The following is a 16,791-nucleotide window of genomic DNA, read 5'->3' as shown; positions in this document are numbered from 1 at the left end:
CGTCCGCGCGCCGCGGCGCCGGCCACCCCGCGGCCCGGCTACGGCGGCTCGGCCGGCGCCGGCGCGCCGGGGCTTCCCGTGGTGCGGAAGGGTGGCTACGACCGCGACGCGGTCGACGCGCACATCCGGCAGCTCGCCAGCGAGAAGGCGACCCTCGGCGCCAGCCTCACCGAGTCCGAGCAGCGCGTGATCGAGCTCGAGCAGGAGGTCGGCCGGCTCAAGGCGCAGCTGGCCGAGATGGAGAGCCCGTCCTACGCCGGCCTCGGCGGCCGGGCCAGCGCCATGCTGCGCCTCGCGGAGGAGGAGGCCGCCGAGATCCGCTCGATCGCCGAGCGCGACGCCACCGAGATCCGCGACCAGGCGACGCGGGACGCCAAGGCCATCCGCGCCGAGGCCGCCCGCGAGGCCGACGACATGCGAGCGGTCCAGCTGCGCGAGCTCGAGGAGAACCGCACCCGGCTGCTCGGCGACGCCGAGCAGGAGCGGGCCCTCGCCCGCAGCGAGGCGGCCGACACCCTGGCCGCGGCCCGCCGCGAGGCCGACCAGCTCCGGCTCGCCGCACACCAGGAGGCCACCGAGCAGCGGAGCCAGGCCCAGCGCGAGGTCGAGCAGGCCCGCGCCGCGGTGGACCGCGAGGTGCAGGAGGCCCGGCGCGCGCTCGCCGTGGAGAAGGAGCGCCTGGCCCGGGAGGCCACCGACCACCACAACACCGCTGTCGCCGAGACCCGGCGTCTCGTGGAGGAGGCCGAGCAGCGCGCCGCGGCCGCCGAGGCGCGCGCGGCGGAGGCGAGCAAGCAGGCGACCGAGGCCCGCACCGCCGCGCAGGGCGAGTCGGAGGCCCTGCTGGCCCGGGCCCGCCGCGAGGCGGAGCAGATCCTGGTCTCGGCCCGCACGCAGGCGGAGGCGATCACCGCGTCCGGCGACGCCGAGGTCCAGCGCGAGCTCGCGGCCAAGCGCGCCGAGGTCGACCGGCTGACCAAGCGCCGCGACGCGATCACCGCCCAGCTCTCCTCGCTGGCCGAGCTCGTCGCCGGCTTCGGCGAGGACGAGAGTTGAGGTTCCCCCCGCGGCGCGACGCCGTGGACGAGGACGACGACGCGCCGACGCGCCCGGAGACCGGGCAGGACGACGCGGGCACGGAGGATGGCGGCGCGGGTGCCGCTGCCGCGGGTGCCCCGGCGGGTGCCGCCACGGCGCCGGCGGACCGGTCGCCGTACGGCTCGCCGGGCCAGCCCTTCGACCGGCGCTCCCCGTTCTTCATCGGGTTCGTCGGCGCACTGGGAGCGCTGACCGCCTACTGGCTGTTCCAGGCGATGCTCAGCATCGGCTCGGTGCTGATGCTGGTGGTGGTCTCGTTCTTCCTCGCCGCCGGCCTGAACCCGTCGGTGGAGATGCTGGAGCGACGGGGCGTGCGCCGGTCGTTCGCGGTCACCGTGGTGATCATCGCGGCCCTCGCGACGGTCGGCCTGTTCTTCGTGGCCATCGTGCCGGTCATCACCGACCAGGTCACCGCCATCACTCAGAACGCACCCGGCTGGCTCGACCAGCTCCAGGAGAACAGGCGCATCCAGCAGCTCAACCGCGAGTACGACGTCATCGACCGGGCGAAGAGCTTCGTCACCGACGGCGACTTCGTCTCCACCCTCTTCGGCGGCGCGCTGGGGTTCGGGCTGAAGATCGTCTCGGCGCTGTTCAACCTGTTCGTGATCGTCGTGCTGACGCTCTACTTCCTGGCGTCGCTGAGGACCACGACGGGCGCCCTCTACAAGCTGGCCCCCGCCTCCCGCCGCGACCGGGTCGCCGCGCTCGGCGACAAGGTCATCCACAACATCGGCGGCTACGTCTCCGGGGCGTTCGTGGTCGCGCTCTGCGCGGGCCTCTCGTCGGTGGTGTTCCTGTGGTTCACCGAGATCCGGGAGTACGCCGTCGCGCTGGCCTTCGTGGTCGCGGTGCTCGACGTGATCCCGATGATCGGCGCGACCATCGGCGCCGTCGTGGTCACCTCGATCGGCTTCGCGACCGACGTGAAGACCGGCATCGCCTGCCTGATCTTCTACGTCATCTACCAGCAGGTGGAGAACTACGTGATCTACCCGCGGGTGATGAGCAAGTCGGTCGACCTGCCCGGGGCGGTGATCGTGATCGCCGCGCTCATCGGCGCCAGCCTGCTGGGCGTGGTGGGCGCGCTGCTGGCGATCCCGGTGGCGGCGGCCGTCGTGCTGGTGATGCGGGAGGTCGTCGTACGACGGCAGGACCTGCGGTAGCCGACCGCGCGCCTCAGACCGCGACCGGCTCCACGCGGGCGACCGACCGCTCGCCCAGCTTGACCCCGATGACGCCCAGCAGGATCAGCGCGCCGCCGGCGAGCTGGACCAGCGCGGGCAGCTCGCCCAGCAGCGCCCACGCCCACAGCACCGCCAGCACCACCTCGCTCAGCGCGACGAACGACGCGAGGCGGGAGCCGAGGCGACGGCTCGCGGCGATGCCGGTCGTGTAGGCGACGGCCGCGGTCACCAGACCGAGCAGCACGAGCGGCACCCACGCCTCCACGTTCGCGTCGGCGTAGGACACCGAGACGTCGGCGGCGTCGAGCGGCAGCAGGCCGAGCAGCCCGAGGAGAGCGAGCAGCGCTCCCCCGACCACGAGACCGCCGGCGGCCAGGGCCATCGGCGGGAGACCGCTCCGGTCGTCGGCGGAGATCACGAAGTACGCCGCCGCGCCCACCATCGCCGCGAGCGCCCACGCCGCACCGACCGCGTCGAAGTCGGCCCCCGAGAACAGGTCGAGCACGAGCAGCAGCCCCACCGCGGCGACGAGGGCGCCGAGCACCGTCACCCGGCCCGGGCGCTGGCCGTGGACCAGCCACATCCACACCACGACCGCGGCCGGCGCGGTGTACTCGATCAGCAGGGCGGGGCCCACCTCCATGGTGCGCACGGCGCTGAAGTAGCAGAACTGGGCGCCCGCGACCGCCAGCGCTCCGTAGAGGAGCACGGTGGCGGCACTTCCCCGCAGCGCGGCCCAGCGGCCACGGAGGGCGAGCAGCCCGAACGGTGCGACGACGACGGCCCCGATCGCGATCCGCAGCAGCACGACGGAGCCGGCGCTCCATCCCGCGTCGAGCAGCGGCCGGGCGAGCGCGCCGGAGAGGCCGAACGCGGTCGCCGAGACCAGCGCGAAGGCCAGCCCCGGAGCGGTCCGGGCCACGGCCGCCGCTGGCGTGTCATGAGTCATCGTCGCCATGGTCAATGACACTAGGTGGCGCGCCTGTAAGATGTCAACGTGGTTTTCGCTCATGACACCGCCATGGCCCTGCAGGCCGCGGTCGCGCTGGTCAACTCCGCGGAGGAGCCGGAGACGCTGGTCACCGTGGCGGACCTGGACGACTTCTACGAGCGCTTCGACTACACCGGTCGTCACGACCGGGACGCGGCCGAGCTGGAGGCGGTCCGGGCCGTGCGCCCTGCCCTGCGCGCGCTGCTGGTCGCCGGCCGGGACGACGCGGTCGAGCTGCTGAACGACATGCTCGCCCGAGCCAGCGCGGTCCCGCGCCTGGTGCGGCACGGCGACGTGGACTGGCACGTCCACGCGGTCGACGACGACCGGCCGCTCGCCGAGCGGATCGTCGTGGAGACGGCGATGGCGATGATCGACGTGGTCCGCGCCGACGAGATGTCGCGGCTGGGCGTGTGCGCCGACCCCGACTGCGACGGGCTGGTCCTCGACCTCTCGCGCAACCGGTCGCGGCGGTTCTGCTCGACCACGTGCGGCAACCGGATGGCCGTCGCGGCCTACCGCGCCCGGCAGGCAGAGCGGGACTGACCCGCCGGGGGTCGCGGCTCAGCCCGCGAGGAACCGGCGCAGTGCCTCGACGAACACGTCCGGCCGCTCCGAGTGGAGCCAGTGCCCGGCGCCCTTGATCGTGACCCGCCGCCTGCGCGGGAACCAGCGGTCCATCGCCGGCTCGTACTCCGGCTTCACGTAGTCCGAGCGCTCGCCCGCGAGCCACAGCACCGGCCCGTCGTACGGCGCCGCCTCCGCGAGCTGCTCGTCGGGCCAGGATCCCAGGACGTCGAGGTCGCGCTGCAGCACGTCGAGGTTCACCTGCCACCGCCACCCCGAGCCGTCGCGGCGCAGGTTCTGCAGCAGGAAGGACCGGACCGTGGTGTTGGGCACGGCCGGCTGCAGCAGCCGGTCGGCGTCGGACCGGTGCTCGACCCGGTCCAGGTCGAGGTCCCGCATGGCGTCCATGTAGCCGGCGAACTCGCTGCCCGTGGCGTAGCCGACCGGCGAGATGTCGGCGACGCAGAGCCGGTCGACCCGCTCGGGGTGCAGCAGCGAGAGCACCATCGCCACCTTGCCGCCCAGCGAGTGGCCCACCAGGGCGACCGGCTCGTCCGGCAGCGCCTCGAGCACCCGGTCGGCGGTGTCGACGAAGTCGAACCGCTCGGGCCACGAGGAGCGTCCGTGGTGGGGCAGGTCGAGGAGCAGCACCCGATGCTGATCGGCGAGCTCCTTGGCGATGGTCGTCCAGTTCTTCCCCTGGCCGAAGAGCCCGTGGAGGAAGACCACACGGCTCCCGGCGGTGCCGAGAGCCGTGTGGTGAAGCGTCACGCGAACGAGACTATCGGGCGCGCCGAGCTCAGTAGGTGTGGAACCCCTTGCCAGTCTTGCGCCCCAGCTCGCCGTCGGCCACCTTCTGCTCGAGCAGCGCGGCCGGCGCGAAGCCCGGCTCGCCGAACTCGCTGTGGAGCTCCTTCTGGATCGCCAGCGACACGTCGTTGCCGACGACGTCGAGCAGCTGGAACGGGCCCATCGGGAAGCCGGCCTGCTCCTTGATGGCGGCGTCGATGGTGTCCATCTCGACGCCCGACTCGTGGAGCTTGACGGCGTCGTTGAGGTAGGGGAAGAGCAGGCAGTTGACGATGAAGCCCGACCGGTCACCACAGGAGACCGCCACCTTGCCGACCTTGGCGCAGAGGGCGAGGACCGTCTCGTCGACCTCGGCCGCGGTCGCCTCGGTCGTCACGACCTCGACCAGCTTCATGATCGTGGCCGGGTTGAAGAAGTGCATCCCGATGACGGACTCGGGACGCGAGGTGACCGCACCCAGCTTGGTGATCGGCATGGAGGAGGTGGTCGTCGCCAGGATGGCGCCGGCCTTGCAGATCCGGTCGAGGTCGCGGAACAGCTCGGACTTGATGTCCAGGTCCTCGGCGATCGCCTCGACCACGATGTCCACGTCGGCGAGGTCCTCGCGGGACGTCGAGCCGGTGAGCCGGGCCAGGGTGGCGTCCTTGGCGGCCTCGTCGAGACGGCCCTTGTCGACCAGCTTGCCGAGACCCTTCTCGATGAAGGCGGTCACGCCGGCGACCTTGTCGTCACCGCGGCCGACGAAGACGACGTCGTACCCGGCCTGGGCGAAGACCTGGACGATGCCGGACGCCATGGTGCCGGTGCCGACGACGCCGACCTTCGCGATGTCCCGCTTGAGCTCGACCTCGCGAGCCTCGCCGCCGGCGGCGGCCTCGGCGAAGGTGGTGCCCTCCGAGGCCAGCTTCTCGAGCAGCTCGGCCGGCCGGTGCAGGCTGTCGCCGCTGTCGGCGAAGCGGGCGGCGAGCTGGTCGCGCACCGTTGCCGGGCCGAGCTCGTCGACGGTCGCCAGCGGGCCCTTCGGGTAGCCGCAGCCGAAGCGCATGGCGTTGTCGATGTCGGGGGCCGAGGCGTAGCCCGACTCGTACATCCGCACGGCGTGGTTGAGGTACGGCAGCACCAGCGTGCTGAAGATCTGCTCGTTGGAGAGAGTCATGGGAGGCAGTGTCGCATCCCGTCACACCGAGTTCTACCGATCGGTAACGAGAGCCACGTCACCAGCCGGACGCCGTCCGACGCCGGTCCCCGACGGGGTGCGGGACCGGGTGCCGGATAGGGTCGGGGCCCGTGAGACTCGTCGTGGCGCGATGCCAGGTGGACTACGCCGGCCGACTGACCGCACACCTCCCGATGGCGACCCGCGTGCTCATGATCAAGGCCGACGGTTCGGTCCTGGTGCACTCCGACGGCGGCTCCTACAAGCCCCTGAACTGGATGTCCCCGCCCTGCACCGTGCGCGAGGCCACCACCGAGGAGGGCCACGTCGAGTGGACGGTGACCGCGCGGGCGCCGAAGGGCGCGCCCCCGGACACCCTGCGGATCCTGATCGAGGAGATCCACCACGACTCCTCCCACGACCTCGGCGTCGACCCGGGCCTGCAGAAGGACGGCGTGGAGCGGCACCTGCAGGAGCTGCTGGCCGAGCACCCGGCCACGCTCCATCCCGGCCTCACGCTCGTCCGCCGGGAGTTCCCCACGGCGATCGGCCCGGTCGACCTGATGTGCCGGGACGCCGACGGGATGAGCGTCGCGGTCGAGATCAAGCGCCGCGGGGAGATCGACGGCGTCGAGCAGCTGACCCGTTACCTCGAGCTGCTCAACCGCGACCCGCTGCTGGCGCCGGTGCGCGGCATCTTCGCCGCCCAGGAGATCAAGCCGCAGGCGCGGGTGCTCGCGGGCGACCGGGGCATCACCTGCGCGGTGGTCGACTACGACGCGCTCCGCGGGCTGGACGACCCGACCGACCGGCTCTTCTGACCTCCGGTCGACCGGCATGGGGACGATCTTCCACATCGCGTTCGCCCGCGACTGGGCGGCGGCCCGCCGGACCGGGGCGTACGCCGTGTCGACTCGGGGCAGGACGCTGGCGCAGGAGGGCTTCATCCACTGCAGCCGCGCCGACCAGTGGCCCGCGACCCGTGCCGCCTTCTACGGCGACGTGGACCTCGCCACGGACCCGCTGGTCCTGCTGAGGATCGACACGACCCGCCTCGACGTGCCGGTGGTCGACGAGCCGCCGGCCCCTGGCTCGGCCGAGACCTTCCCCCACGTGTACGGCCCGATCCCGGTGAACGCGGTCGTCGAGGTGATCCCCCTGGCCGACGGCGCGGGAAGCTTCTCGCGTCTCTACTTCCGGGAGGTCTTCGTCAACGTGGCGCTCCTCTGCCTCGTGCTGGCCGCCGGCACCGCCGGAATCGCACTCGGAGCCCTCGCGGGCCACGCCTCAGGACCGGGTCTCGGAGGACTCGCCGGCGTGGCCACGGGCTCGGCCGTCGCCGTGCTGCTCTACCGGCGGCGGCACCGGCCCGCGGAGTGAGACCGCTGGGAGCCAGCCCGCCGGCGGGTCAGGCGCCGGCGACCCGCGGAGCCGTCGGATCGGTGTCGCCGCGGCCCTGCTCGCGGGCGATGTACTCCTCGATGTCGTTGAGGTCGTCCTTGCTGCGCGTCACCACGGCGAGCAGGTCGCTCATCGTCGCGACCTCCTCGACCTGCTCCTTGATGAACCACTGCATGAACTGCTCGGAGGCGAAGTCGCCCTCCTCGCGCGCGATCTTCAGCAGGCCGTTGACCTGGTCGGTGACGTCCCGCTCCTGCTGGAGGGCAAGGGCGACCGGCGCCACCACGTCGGCGAAGTCCGAGACCGGCGCCGGCACGGCGGGGATGGAGACCGCCGCATCGGTGTCGAGCAGGTACTGCACCATCATCATGGCGTGGTCGCGCTCCTCCAGCGCCTGGGCGTAGAAGAAGGCGGCCATCTGCGGCATGGTCTGCGCGTCGTAGTAGACCGCGCAGGCGAGGTACTGGTTGTGCGAGGCGAACTCGTTGCCGATCTGGGCGTTGAGCTGGTCGGTGAAGCGGGGGGCAGCCATGCCCGTCAGCCTAGTTGGCCGGCGGCGGGCTCCGGTCAGGCGGCCTTCTCCAGCGCCTTCTTCTTGACCTTCTTGCCGTCGGCGCGGACGAGCACCCGCTTCTTCACCGTGTAGCCCTCGGGGAGGGTCCCCTCCTTGAGCATGCGGATCGGGCAGCGGTCGCAGCGCGTCTTCGAGACGCAGCACTTCGTCTTCGGCAGCTTGCGCAGCTTGCCCTTCGACGACTTCTTGGACTTGCCCACGGCGGCAGGCTAGCAGTTGAGGATAGGCAGGCCTAAGCGATGTGAGCGCTGTCTCGCAACGGGCACGTGAAGCCGCGGCCGGACCGGCATGATGCCGCCATGACCACGCCCGCCCCCCGGCACGACCGCTTCGCGCCCGCCGCCGCACTGCTCCTCGTCCTCACCCTGGCGGCGGGAGCCGCGACGGTCGTCCTGTTCCTCACCGGCGCGCTGGGCCGCGACCACTCCGAGGTGTGCGCGGCCGAGGGCACCGACCAGACCGGCTGCGTGCTCGACGTCGCGGCCAACCACCGGCACCAGGACCTGGTGATCAGCCTCGCCACCGCGAGCGGCGCCGCGACCACCGTCCTCGGGGTCGGCGCGGTGGTCGTGGCGCTGGCCGGCCGGAGGCGCTGAGCCGCGGTCGACCCGGCTCATCAGTCGAGGCCGTTGGCCTTGCGGATCACGTCGACGATGCCGCCCATGATCTCGGTCAGGCCGAAGTCCTTGGGCGTGTAGACGGCGGCCACGCCCATCTCGACGAGCCGCCTGCCGTCGGAGTCGGGAATGATGCCGCCGACGATGACGGGCACGTCGTCCATGCCGGCCTCCTTGAGGCCGTCCAGCACCGCCGGCACGAGCTCCATGTGCGAGCCGGACAGGATCGAGAGCCCGACGCAGTGCACGTCCTCGGCCACCGCTGCGGCGACGATCTGCTCCGGCGTCAGCCGGATGCCCTGGTAGATGACCTCGAAACCCGCGTCCCGGGCCCGTACGGCGACCTGCTCGGCGCCGTTGGAGTGGCCGTCCAGCCCGGGCTTGCCCACCAGCAGCCGCAGCCGACCGCCGAGCTCCTCCCCCGTGCGCGTCACCGCGTCGCGGACTGCGGAAAGCTGGGCGCCGGCCTCCGCCACGCCCACCGCGCCGGAGACGCCGGTCGGCGCGCGGAACTCGCCGAAGACCTCCCGCAGGGTCCCGGCCCACTCCCCCGTGGTGGCGCCGGCCCGGGCGGCGGCGAGGGTGGCCTCCATCAGGTTCGCGCCGCTCTTGGCGTCCTCGGCGAGGCGCCGGAGCGCCTCGTCGACCTCCGCCTGGTCGCGCTGGGCCTTCCACGCCTCGACCGAGTCGAGCGCGGCCCGCTCGGCGGCGGGGTCGGCGGTCTGGATTGCCGCATCGAGGTCCGCGGTCAGCGGGCTCGGCTCGGTCGTCTCGAACCGGTTGACCCCGACGATGATCTCCTCGCCCGCCTCGATCCGCGCCCGGCGCGCGGCGTGGGCGGAGACCAGCTCCTGCTTCATGTAGCCGGAGTCGACGGCCGCGATCGCGCCACCCATCGCCTGGACCCGGTCGATCTCGGCCTTGGCCCCCTCGACCAGCTCGCGGACCTTCGCCTCGATGACGTGGGAGCCGTCGAAGATGTCGTCGTACTCCAGGAGGTCGGACTCGAAGGCGAGGACCTGCTGGAGGCGCAGCGACCACTGCTGGTCCCAGGGGCGGGGCAGGCCGAGCGCCTCGTTCCACGCCGGCAGCTGGACCGCCCGCGCGCGGGCCTTCTTGGACAGGGTGACGCCGAGCATCTCCAGCACGATCCGCTGGACGTTGTTCTCCGGCTGGGCCTCGGTCAGCCCCAGGCTGTTGACCTGGACGCCGTAGCGGAACCGGCGCATCTTCGGGTCCTGCACCCCGTAGCGCTCGCGGGTGATCTCGTTCCACAGCTCGACGAAGGCCCGCATCTTGCAGGTCTCCTCGACGAAGCGCACCCCTGCGTTGACGAAGAAGGAGATCCGGCCGACGACCTTCTCGAAGTCCTCGTCGGAGACCTGGCCGGACTGCTTGACGGTGTCGAGCACCGCGATGGCGGTGCAGAGGGCGTAGGCGAGCTCCTGCGTGGGCGTCGCGCCGGCCTCCTGCAGGTGGTAGCTGCAGATGTTGATCGGGTTCCACTTCGGGATCCGGTGGACCGTGTAGGCGATCATGTCGGCGATCAGCCGCAGCGAGTGCTCCGGCGGGAAGACGTAGGTCCCGCGGGAGAGGTACTCCTTGATGATGTCGTTCTGGGTGGTGCCGGCCAGCTGCGCGGCGACCTCCTCCGGCGACAGGTCGGGGTTCTGCTCCTCGGCCACGACCTGGTACATCGCGAGCAGCCACATCGCCGTCGCGTTGATCGTCATCGAGGTGTTCATCTCGACGAGGGGGATGTCGTTGAAGAGCTTGCGCATCTCTCCCAGGTGCGGCACCGGCACCCCGACCTTGCCGACCTCGCCGCGCGCGAGCGGGCTGTCGGGGTCGTAGCCGGTCTGCGTCGGGAGGTCGAACGCCACCGAGAGGCCCGTCTGGCCCTTGGCCAGGTTGGTCCGGTAGAGCGCGTTGGACGCCTCGGCCGTCGAGTGGCCGGCGTAGGTGCGCATCACCCACGGCCGGTCCTTCGCGTGGCTGGCGGCTGCGTCAGTCGGGGTGCTCATGGACCGAAGCGTAGGACGATTGCTACCGGTTGGTAACGGCCCGGACATGTGTGGTTGTGCACAGCCGGCCGGATGCTCAGGCCGGAACCAGCTCGCGGTCCAGCTCGACGAGCCGGATCAGGTGGGTCAGGTGCAGCATGCGTCGTACGGCGGGGGACGCTCCGCGCAGCACCATCCGAAGGCCGTGCCGGCTGGCGCGCCGGCTCGCCGCGGCCAGCACCTTCAGCGCGGTCGCGTCGGCGGTGTGCACGCCGCTGATGTCGACGACCACCTCGCCCGTGACGTCCGCGGCACCCTCGAACGCCGCGAGGTGGTCGTGCAGGGCCGCGCGCACCTCGAAGGTGCTCCGGACGTCGAGGTCGCCGCCGAGCACGAGCACCGGACCGTCGTGGCGGATCTCCACGCACGACGTCCGCGCGGCGCCGCGTCCGGACTGCATCTCGCTCATCTGCCCTCCCCGTCGAGGGACGGAATCTGTACCGTCCCTACCACCATGACGCTCCTGTACCCCGATCGGTTGCACCTCACTCCGAGGTATTTGCGAACCTCGTCCCGGTGACCGGACCGAGCGGGGCCGGCAGGGGGTCCCGTACGCTCGCGCACATGGTCAACCTCACCCGGATCTACACCCGCACCGGCGACGCCGGCGAGACCCGGCTCGGTGACATGAGCGTCACGACCAAGACCGACCTCCGGCTCGAGGCGTACGCCGACGTGGACGAGGCCAACGCCCACATCGGCGTGGCCCTCGCGACCGGCGCGCTCGAGGAGGACGTCGTCGCGGTCCTGACCCGGGTGCAGAACGACCTCTTCGACGTCGGCGCGGACCTGTGCACGCCGGTGGTCGCCGACCCGGAGCACCCGCCGCTGCGGATCGAGCAGGAGTACGTCGACCGGCTCGAGCAGTGGTGCGACCACTACAACGAGCAGCTGCCGAGCCTGCGCTCGTTCATCCTCAACGGCGGAACGCCCGGTGCCGCCCACCTCCACGTGGTGCGCACGGTGGTCCGGCGCGCGGAGCGCAAGGCCTGGGCCGCCTACGAGGTCCACGGCGAGGTGATGAACAGGCTGGCCATCACCTATCTCAACCGGCTCTCCGACCTGGCGTTCATCCTGGCGCGGCACGCCAACCGCGAGCACGGCGACGTGCTGTGGGTGCCGGGCGGCGAGCGGGGCGCATGACGCGGCGCGCAGCGCTCGCCGGGCTGGCCCTCGGGACCGGCCTGGGCCTGGTGGCCTGCAGCGGCCCGGCGACGCCCGACGGCGCACCCTCGCGCTCGGACTCGAGCGCGTCCACGTCGGGGTCGGCCGGACCGGGCTCCACCGGGACCGCCGACACCGCCGGGACGGGGAGGGCCACTGCGTCGTCGGACGCGTCCGGCGACGCATCGGCGGCCGGCCTGACCGCGCCGGACCTGGCCGACAGCCCACGAGAGCTGGCGCGGCGCCTGGTCGCCGCCGAGGACGTCGTACGCGATCCCGCGGCGGACGAGGCGGAGGTGGCCCAGGCCGCCTTCGAGACCCAGGTGCTCTACCGCCAGCTGGCCCGGCGGCCGGCCTGGCAGGACCGGGTGCGCTCCTCCGTCGGCGGCTATCGCAGCACCGTCGCCGACCACCTGGCCGCGCGCACGTCGCTCCGCAGCGTGCTCACCGACCTGACCACCACGCTGCCTGCGTGGCGGATCGTGCGTCCGGCGCCGCTGGAGGACCTCCGCCGGTTCTACCGCAAGGGCGAGCGCGTCCACGGTGTGCCGTGGGAGGTGCTCGCCGCGATCAACCTGGTGGAGACGGGCTTCGGCAAGATCCGCGGCTACTCCTACGCCGGCGCCCGCGGCCCGATGCAGTTCATCCCCTCCACGTGGGAGGCGTACGGCGAGGGCGACATCGACGACCCGCACGACTCGATCATGGCTGCCGCCCGCTACCTGGCCGCGACCGGCGGCGCGACGCCCGGCGGGCTGGACCGCGCGCTGCACGCCTACAACAACCACACCGGCTACGTCCGCGGGGTGCGCTCCTACGCCCGGATCCTGGCGCGCGACCCGGACGCCCTGGCCGGTCTCTACCGCTGGCAGATCATCTACCTGTCGACCCGGGGCGACGTGTGGCTGCCCGTCGGCTACCGGAGCCGCTCCTCGATCCCGGTCGGCCGCTACCTCCGCCGGCACCCGGACCGGCTGCTGAGCACCGCGACCGACTAGCGCCGGCCGGAGGGTCGGCCCGGCGAGGCGCTGTGGACCGACACCGGCGAGGTCGGTCCCGCGTGCCACGATGACAGGACCGATGAACGTCCTCGCCCAGCTCACCGACGCCTTCCTCGCCCGGCACTTCGACGCCGGGACGCTCGCCCGCGCCCGCGGCGTGGTCGCTGCCGGGCTCGTCGGCCGGCCGGAGATCGGGATGCTGTCGGCGGGCTCGGTGACGGCCACGGCGGAGGTGGCCGGGTCCCGCGCCGAGCCCTACCAGGTGCAGCTCCACGCCGAGGCGCCCGCGGAGGGCTACGACGGCTGGCTGTTCACGGTCTGCACGTGTCCCGTGCGCTCGGTCTGCAAGCACGGGGCGGCGCTGGCGCTCACCCTGCGGCAGACGTTCGCCACGCCCGAGCGCGACTCACCGTGGCGGCGCAGCCTCGAGCGCCTGGTGACCGAGCTCGACCGCCACCAGCGGGTGCCGGTCGAGGAGGTGCCGCTCGCGCTCGAGGTGAGCCTCGAGCGCTCCCGCGGCGGCTACCGGTCCGCCGGCCCGGTGCTGCGGCTGCGCCCCATGCGCCGCGGCCGCAACAAGCCGTGGATCAAGACCGGCGCGGACTGGAGCGACGTCGCGCCCGGCGGCGCCGCCGCCGGGTTCCCGCGCGAGCAGGCCGACGCGCTCGCCACGCTGCACACCCTCTGGGCCGGCCACCGGTCCTACTACCACTCGGGCAGCGCTCCAGCCCTCGAGGAGTTCGGCGACCACGTCGTCCGAGCCCTGCGAGCGGCCCGCGACGCCGGCGTCACGCTCCTCGCCGCCCCGCCCCTGCGCACCGTCGAGCTGGCGGACGGGCCCGCGGAGGTGGTCGCCGAGATCACCGACACCGACGCCGGTACGACGCTGCGCGCCGCGGTGACGCTGGCCGGGCGGACCTGGCGGGGCGAGTCGGTGACCCCCGTGGGCAGCCCGGCCGGCGTGGTCGGGCTCCTCGACGACGACGGCGGCCTGCTGATCGCCGAGACGTCGAGCGCGCTGCCCACCTCGCTCCGGCACCTGCTCGACGGCCCGCCGGTCGTCGTACCGCCCGCGGAGCTGGCGGAGTTCCGCGACACCCTGCCCGCGCTCATGCGCCACCTGCCCGTCCGCGCCGTGGACACCGTCGTCGAGCTGCCCGAGCCGCTTCGGCCGACGCTGGTGCTGACCGTCACGTGGCACAGCGCGACCAAGGCCGGGCTGGCGTGGCACTGGCGCTACGGCGACGACCCGGCGCGGAGCTGCCCGCTGGCGAGCCGCGACCTCCTCGGCGGCGTGCGCGACAGGGCGGCCGAGCAGGCGCTCCTCGCGAGCGTCCCGCCCGCGCTGCTGCGCGCCGACGTGGTCGCCGACGGCGAGGCGCTCGCCCTGGCGATCCACGACCTGCCGCACCTGCGGTCGACCGCCGGGGTGGAGGTCATCGAGGAGGAGCGGCCCGACTTCCGCGAGGCGGGGACGGCTCCGGAGATCGCCTTCGAGCTGGTGGAGCCCGACGAAGGGGCAGACCCCACCGACTGGCTGGACCTGGCCGTGACGGTCACCGTCGACGGTGAGCGGATCCCGCTGCCCGACGTCCTCGCCGCGCTCACCCTCGGCCAGGAGTTCCTGGTGCTGCCGAGCGGTCTCTACGTCCCCACCGACCGGCCCGAGCTCGACCGGCTCCGGGAGGTGGTCGAGGCGGCCGCCGAGCTCCGCGAGCGGGAGGGGAACCGGATCGGCGTCGGGCGCAACGACCTAGGGCTCTGGGCGCAGCTGGCCGAGACCGGCCTCGTGGACGCCCAGGTGGCCGAGTGGGTGCAGCGGGCGCAGGCGCTGCGCGACCTCGTCGACATCCCACGCCCGGAGCCGCAGGGTCTGCAGACCACGCTGCGCGGCTACCAGCGCGAGGGGTTCTGGTGGCTGGCGCTGCTCTGGCAGCACGGGCTCGGTGGGATCCTGGCCGACGACATGGGCCTCGGCAAGACGCTGCAGGTGCTCGCCCTGGTCGCGCACGCGCGGTCGGAGCGGCCCCACGAGGGGCCGTTCCTGGTGGTGGCGCCCACCAGCGTGGTGACCGCCTGGGCGGCCGAGGCCCGCCGCCACGCGCCGGCGCTGCGGGTGGGCGTCGCCGCCCGGCGCACCGACGACGTCGCCGCGATCGCCCGCGAGAGCGACGTCGTCGTCACCACCTACACCCTGCTCCGGCTGGAGCAGCCGCGCTACGCCGACATCGAGTGGTCGGGACTCGTGCTCGACGAGGCGCAGCAGGTCAAGAACCACCAGAGCAAGACCTACGCCGCCGTGCGGACGATCGGCGCCCCGTTCCGCCTCGCGGTCACCGGCACCCCCTTCGAGAACCGCCTGATGGAGCTGTGGGCGCTGCTGTCGATCGTCGTGCCGGGGCTCTATCCCTGGCCCCGGCAGTTCCACGACCTCGTCGTGCGGCCGGTCGAGCGCGGCGGCGACAGGGCGGTGCTCGACCGGTTCCGGGCGCGGATCCGGCCCTTCCTGCTGCGCCGCACCAAGGAGCTGGTGGCCGACGACCTGCCGCCCAAGCAGGAGCAGGTCCTCGCCGTCGACCTCACCCCGCGCCACCGGAGGGTCTACGACACCCACCTCGCGCGCGAGCGCCAGCGGATCCTCGGCCTCGTCGAGGACTTCGACCGCAACCGCGTCGCCATCTTCAGCGCGCTGACCCGGCTGCGCCAGCTGGCCCTGGACCCCGCCCTCGTGGACCCCGTGCACGACCGGGTCGGCTCCTCGAAGCTCGACGTCCTCGTCGACCACCTCGCCGAGATCACGGCGGAGGGTCACCGCGCACTGGTGTTCAGCCAGTTCACCTCCTTCCTCGGCCGGGTCCGGACCCGGCTCGACGACGCCGGCATCGCGACGACCTACCTCGACGGCGCGACCCGCGACCGGGCCGGAGTGATCGACGAGTTCCGCACCGGGGCCGCGCCGGTCTTCCTGATCTCCCTCAAGGCGGGCGGGGTGGGCCTGACGCTCACCGAGGCCGACTACGTCTTCGTGCTCGACCCGTGGTGGAACCCCGCCGCCGAGGCGCAGGCGGTCGACCGCGCCCACCGGATCGGGCAGACCCGCCACGTGCACGTCTACCGCCTGGTCGCGACGGAGACCATCGAGGAGAAGGTGATGGAGCTCAAGGCCCGCAAGGCCGAGCTGTTCGCCCAGGTGATCGACGGCGACGGCGCGATGAGCACCTCGATCGACGCCGACGACATCCGCGCCCTCTTCGACTGAGTGGGCAGCTCCCCGTGCCGGCGCGTCAGCCGGGGTCGCGCCGCTTCGACCGGTTCCAGTCCGTGCCCGGCGGCTTGGCCTCGAGCCAGGCCTGGAACCCGGTGAGCGACGAGCCGCTCATCGCGAGCTCCACCGGACCGCCCGGCGAGTGGCAGCGGATCACCAGGTGGTCGGGGTACAGCGAGGTCTGCTCGGCGCCGAGCGGATCACGCCGACCGTCGTACTGGAGCTCCTCGCGGGTCCAGGTCCGCTTCGGGCGCGGCGAGAGCGAGAAGACCCGGAACCACTCCAGCGTCTCGCCCGAGTAGCGGCCCAGGCCGAGGGCCCAACCACGGCCGGGCTGGTCGAGCCGCACCCGGTGGCTCAGCTCGAAGGTGCCGCCGTGCCGGGACAGCACACGGCGCCGGACGATGAGTCCGGCGCCGTAGAGCACAGCGATGAGCAGCAGCGCGCCCGAGATGTCGAGCAGCCACGCCCACCATGCCATCTGCGAGCTACGAGACCTTCTCCGCCGCGCGGATGCGAGCCTCGGCGTGGCGGACGCGCTGCTCCGCCTCGTTGTTGGAGTCGAGCAGGTGTCGTGCCTCCTCCAGCTCGATCTTCACCGCGTCGACGTCGATGTCCTCCGCGCGCTCGACGCGCTCGGCGAGGATCGAGACCCTGTTGTTGGCCACCGAGAGGAAGCCGCCGTCGACCGCGACGACCACCACCTGGTCGGTGTCCGCCACCTGGATCTCGATCATCGAGGGCGACAGCAGCGACAGCGTCGGCGCGTGCCCGCGCAGCACGCCGATGTCACCCTCGAGCGTGCGCGCGATGATCATCGCCGCCTCGCCGGACCAGACGATCCGGTCGGCTGCGACGAGCTCGACGTGCAGGTTGTCGGGAGCGGACTCGGCCATG

At 72.8% G+C, this 16,791-nt stretch carries 18 protein-coding genes; 9 read left to right on the top strand and 9 right to left on the bottom strand.

Features of this window, described 5'->3' with window-relative positions; all coding sequences use genetic code 11:
- Positions 1-1,056, top strand: a 1,056-nt coding sequence (locus tag ACPOLA_RS17120; RefSeq protein ID WP_435771715.1) for a coiled-coil domain-containing protein, incomplete at its 5' end; no start/stop codon positions are given.
- The gene (locus ACPOLA_RS17115; protein ID WP_435771714.1) at positions 1,053-2,264 is read left to right on the top strand and encodes an AI-2E family transporter; all 1,212 of its coding nucleotides are present in this window, start codon (positions 1,053-1,055) and stop codon (positions 2,262-2,264) included. The genes ACPOLA_RS17120 and ACPOLA_RS17115, both read left to right, overlap by 4 nt.
- 13 nt (positions 2,265-2,277) lie before the next feature.
- On the opposite strand, the gene ACPOLA_RS17110 is transcribed toward ACPOLA_RS17115, so the two are convergent.
- Positions 2,278-3,234, bottom strand: a complete 957-nt coding sequence (locus ACPOLA_RS17110) for an EamA family transporter (protein WP_435771713.1) — start codon at positions 3,232-3,234, stop codon at positions 2,278-2,280.
- 48 nt (positions 3,235-3,282) lie between these two features.
- Between ACPOLA_RS17110 and ACPOLA_RS17105 the strand changes: the two genes are divergently transcribed.
- Positions 3,283-3,822, top strand: coding sequence for a CGNR zinc finger domain-containing protein (locus ACPOLA_RS17105; RefSeq protein ID WP_435771712.1), 540 nt, complete (start codon positions 3,283-3,285; stop codon positions 3,820-3,822).
- Between the two features lie 18 nt (positions 3,823-3,840).
- On the opposite strand, the gene ACPOLA_RS17100 is transcribed toward ACPOLA_RS17105, so the two are convergent.
- Entirely contained in the window at positions 3,841-4,614 is a 774-nt protein-coding gene (locus ACPOLA_RS17100; RefSeq protein ID WP_435771711.1) for an alpha/beta fold hydrolase, read from the bottom strand.
- Between the two features lie 28 nt (positions 4,615-4,642).
- Entirely contained in the window at positions 4,643-5,809 is a 1,167-nt protein-coding gene (locus tag ACPOLA_RS17095) for a 3-hydroxyacyl-CoA dehydrogenase NAD-binding domain-containing protein (RefSeq protein WP_435771710.1), read from the bottom strand.
- 131 nt (positions 5,810-5,940) lie between these two features.
- On the opposite strand from ACPOLA_RS17095, the gene nucS reads away from it, so the two are divergent.
- Positions 5,941-6,630, top strand: coding sequence for an endonuclease NucS (gene nucS / locus ACPOLA_RS17090; protein WP_435771709.1), 690 nt, complete (start codon positions 5,941-5,943; stop codon positions 6,628-6,630).
- 16 nt (positions 6,631-6,646) lie between these two features.
- Positions 6,647-7,189, top strand: coding sequence for a DUF952 domain-containing protein (locus ACPOLA_RS17085; protein WP_435771708.1), 543 nt, complete (start codon positions 6,647-6,649; stop codon positions 7,187-7,189).
- Between the two features lie 28 nt (positions 7,190-7,217).
- Here ACPOLA_RS17085 and ACPOLA_RS17080 read toward each other — a convergent pair whose 3' ends face one another.
- Positions 7,218-7,742 carry a ferritin gene (locus ACPOLA_RS17080; protein WP_435771707.1) on the bottom strand — a complete coding sequence of 175 codons (525 nt, stop codon included), beginning with the start codon at positions 7,740-7,742 and terminating at the stop codon, positions 7,218-7,220.
- A 35-nt stretch (positions 7,743-7,777) separates the two neighbouring features.
- Complete coding sequence (locus ACPOLA_RS17075; protein WP_435771706.1) at positions 7,778-7,984, bottom strand: hypothetical protein; 207 nt, start codon at positions 7,982-7,984, stop codon at positions 7,778-7,780.
- Positions 7,985-8,083: 99 nt separating this feature from the next.
- Between ACPOLA_RS17075 and ACPOLA_RS17070 the strand changes: the two genes are divergently transcribed.
- The gene (locus tag ACPOLA_RS17070) at positions 8,084-8,380 is read left to right on the top strand and encodes a hypothetical protein (RefSeq protein ID WP_435771705.1); all 297 of its coding nucleotides are present in this window, start codon (positions 8,084-8,086) and stop codon (positions 8,378-8,380) included.
- A gap of 20 nt (positions 8,381-8,400) precedes the next feature.
- On the opposite strand, the gene ACPOLA_RS17065 is transcribed toward ACPOLA_RS17070, so the two are convergent.
- Both ACPOLA_RS17065 and ACPOLA_RS17060 read right to left on the bottom strand, forming a co-directional pair.
- A complete protein-coding gene (locus ACPOLA_RS17065; RefSeq protein WP_435771704.1) occupies positions 8,401-10,425 on the bottom strand; it encodes a protein meaA in 2,025 nt (674 codons plus the stop codon).
- Positions 10,426-10,501: 76 nt separating this feature from the next.
- Positions 10,502-10,873 (bottom strand): STAS domain-containing protein, encoded by a 372-nt coding sequence (locus ACPOLA_RS17060; protein ID WP_435771703.1) that lies wholly within the window; start codon positions 10,871-10,873, stop codon positions 10,502-10,504.
- Between the two features lie 155 nt (positions 10,874-11,028).
- On the opposite strand from ACPOLA_RS17060, the gene ACPOLA_RS17055 reads away from it, so the two are divergent.
- The 3 genes from ACPOLA_RS17055 (at position 11,029) to ACPOLA_RS17045 (ending at position 15,888) form a co-directional block, all read left to right on the top strand.
- Entirely contained in the window at positions 11,029-11,607 is a 579-nt protein-coding gene (locus ACPOLA_RS17055) for a cob(I)yrinic acid a,c-diamide adenosyltransferase (protein WP_435771702.1), read from the top strand.
- Entirely contained in the window at positions 11,604-12,626 is a 1,023-nt protein-coding gene (locus tag ACPOLA_RS17050) for a lytic transglycosylase domain-containing protein (protein WP_435771701.1), read from the top strand. Before ACPOLA_RS17055 ends, ACPOLA_RS17050 begins: the two co-directional genes overlap by 4 nt.
- A 70-nt stretch (positions 12,627-12,696) precedes the next feature.
- Positions 12,697-15,888: a DEAD/DEAH box helicase gene (locus ACPOLA_RS17045; RefSeq protein WP_435771700.1), complete on the top strand. Its 3,192-nt coding sequence runs from the start codon at positions 12,697-12,699 to the stop codon at positions 15,886-15,888.
- 25 nt (positions 15,889-15,913) lie between these two features.
- Here the strand turns inward: ACPOLA_RS17045 and ACPOLA_RS17040 are convergent, their stop codons facing one another.
- Entirely contained in the window at positions 15,914-16,375 is a 462-nt protein-coding gene (locus ACPOLA_RS17040; protein ID WP_435771699.1) for a DUF2550 domain-containing protein, read from the bottom strand.
- A 7-nt stretch (positions 16,376-16,382) separates the two neighbouring features.
- A complete protein-coding gene (locus ACPOLA_RS17035) occupies positions 16,383-16,790 on the bottom strand; it encodes a F0F1 ATP synthase subunit epsilon (protein ID WP_435771698.1) in 408 nt (135 codons plus the stop codon).
- Between the last annotated feature and the right edge of the window lies 1 nt (position 16,791).

The sequence above is a fragment of the Nocardioides proteolyticus genome (assembly GCF_051280635.3).
Taxonomy (GTDB): domain Bacteria; phylum Actinomycetota; class Actinomycetes; order Propionibacteriales; family Nocardioidaceae; genus Nocardioides.
This window is presented reverse-complemented; position numbering and strand designations above follow the sequence as displayed.

Excerpts from the sequence above, each read along its gene's own strand:
- ACPOLA_RS17065 (WP_435771704.1), bottom strand. The coding sequence starts at position 10,425 with ATGAGCACCCCGACTGACGCAGCCGCCAGCCACGCGAAGGACCGGCCG.
- ACPOLA_RS17050 (WP_435771701.1), top strand. The coding sequence starts at position 11,604 with ATGACGCGGCGCGCAGCGCTCGCCGGGCTGGCCCTCGGGACCGGCCTG.
- ACPOLA_RS17095 (WP_435771710.1), bottom strand. The coding sequence starts at position 5,809 with ATGACTCTCTCCAACGAGCAGATCTTCAGCACGCTGGTGCTGCCGTAC.
- ACPOLA_RS17060 (WP_435771703.1), bottom strand. The coding sequence starts at position 10,873 with ATGAGCGAGATGCAGTCCGGACGCGGCGCCGCGCGGACGTCGTGCGTG.
- ACPOLA_RS17035 (WP_435771698.1), bottom strand. The coding sequence starts at position 16,790 with ATGGCCGAGTCCGCTCCCGACAACCTGCACGTCGAGCTCGTCGCAGCC.
- ACPOLA_RS17070 (WP_435771705.1), top strand. The coding sequence starts at position 8,084 with ATGACCACGCCCGCCCCCCGGCACGACCGCTTCGCGCCCGCCGCCGCA.
- ACPOLA_RS17080 (WP_435771707.1), bottom strand. The coding sequence starts at position 7,742 with ATGGCTGCCCCCCGCTTCACCGACCAGCTCAACGCCCAGATCGGCAAC.
- ACPOLA_RS17045 (WP_435771700.1), top strand. The coding sequence starts at position 12,697 with ATGACAGGACCGATGAACGTCCTCGCCCAGCTCACCGACGCCTTCCTC.
- ACPOLA_RS17110 (WP_435771713.1), bottom strand. The coding sequence starts at position 3,234 with ATGACTCATGACACGCCAGCGGCGGCCGTGGCCCGGACCGCTCCGGGG.
- ACPOLA_RS17040 (WP_435771699.1), bottom strand. The coding sequence starts at position 16,375 with ATGGCATGGTGGGCGTGGCTGCTCGACATCTCGGGCGCGCTGCTGCTC.
- ACPOLA_RS17085 (WP_435771708.1), top strand. The coding sequence starts at position 6,647 with ATGGGGACGATCTTCCACATCGCGTTCGCCCGCGACTGGGCGGCGGCC.
- ACPOLA_RS17055 (WP_435771702.1), top strand. The coding sequence starts at position 11,029 with ATGGTCAACCTCACCCGGATCTACACCCGCACCGGCGACGCCGGCGAG.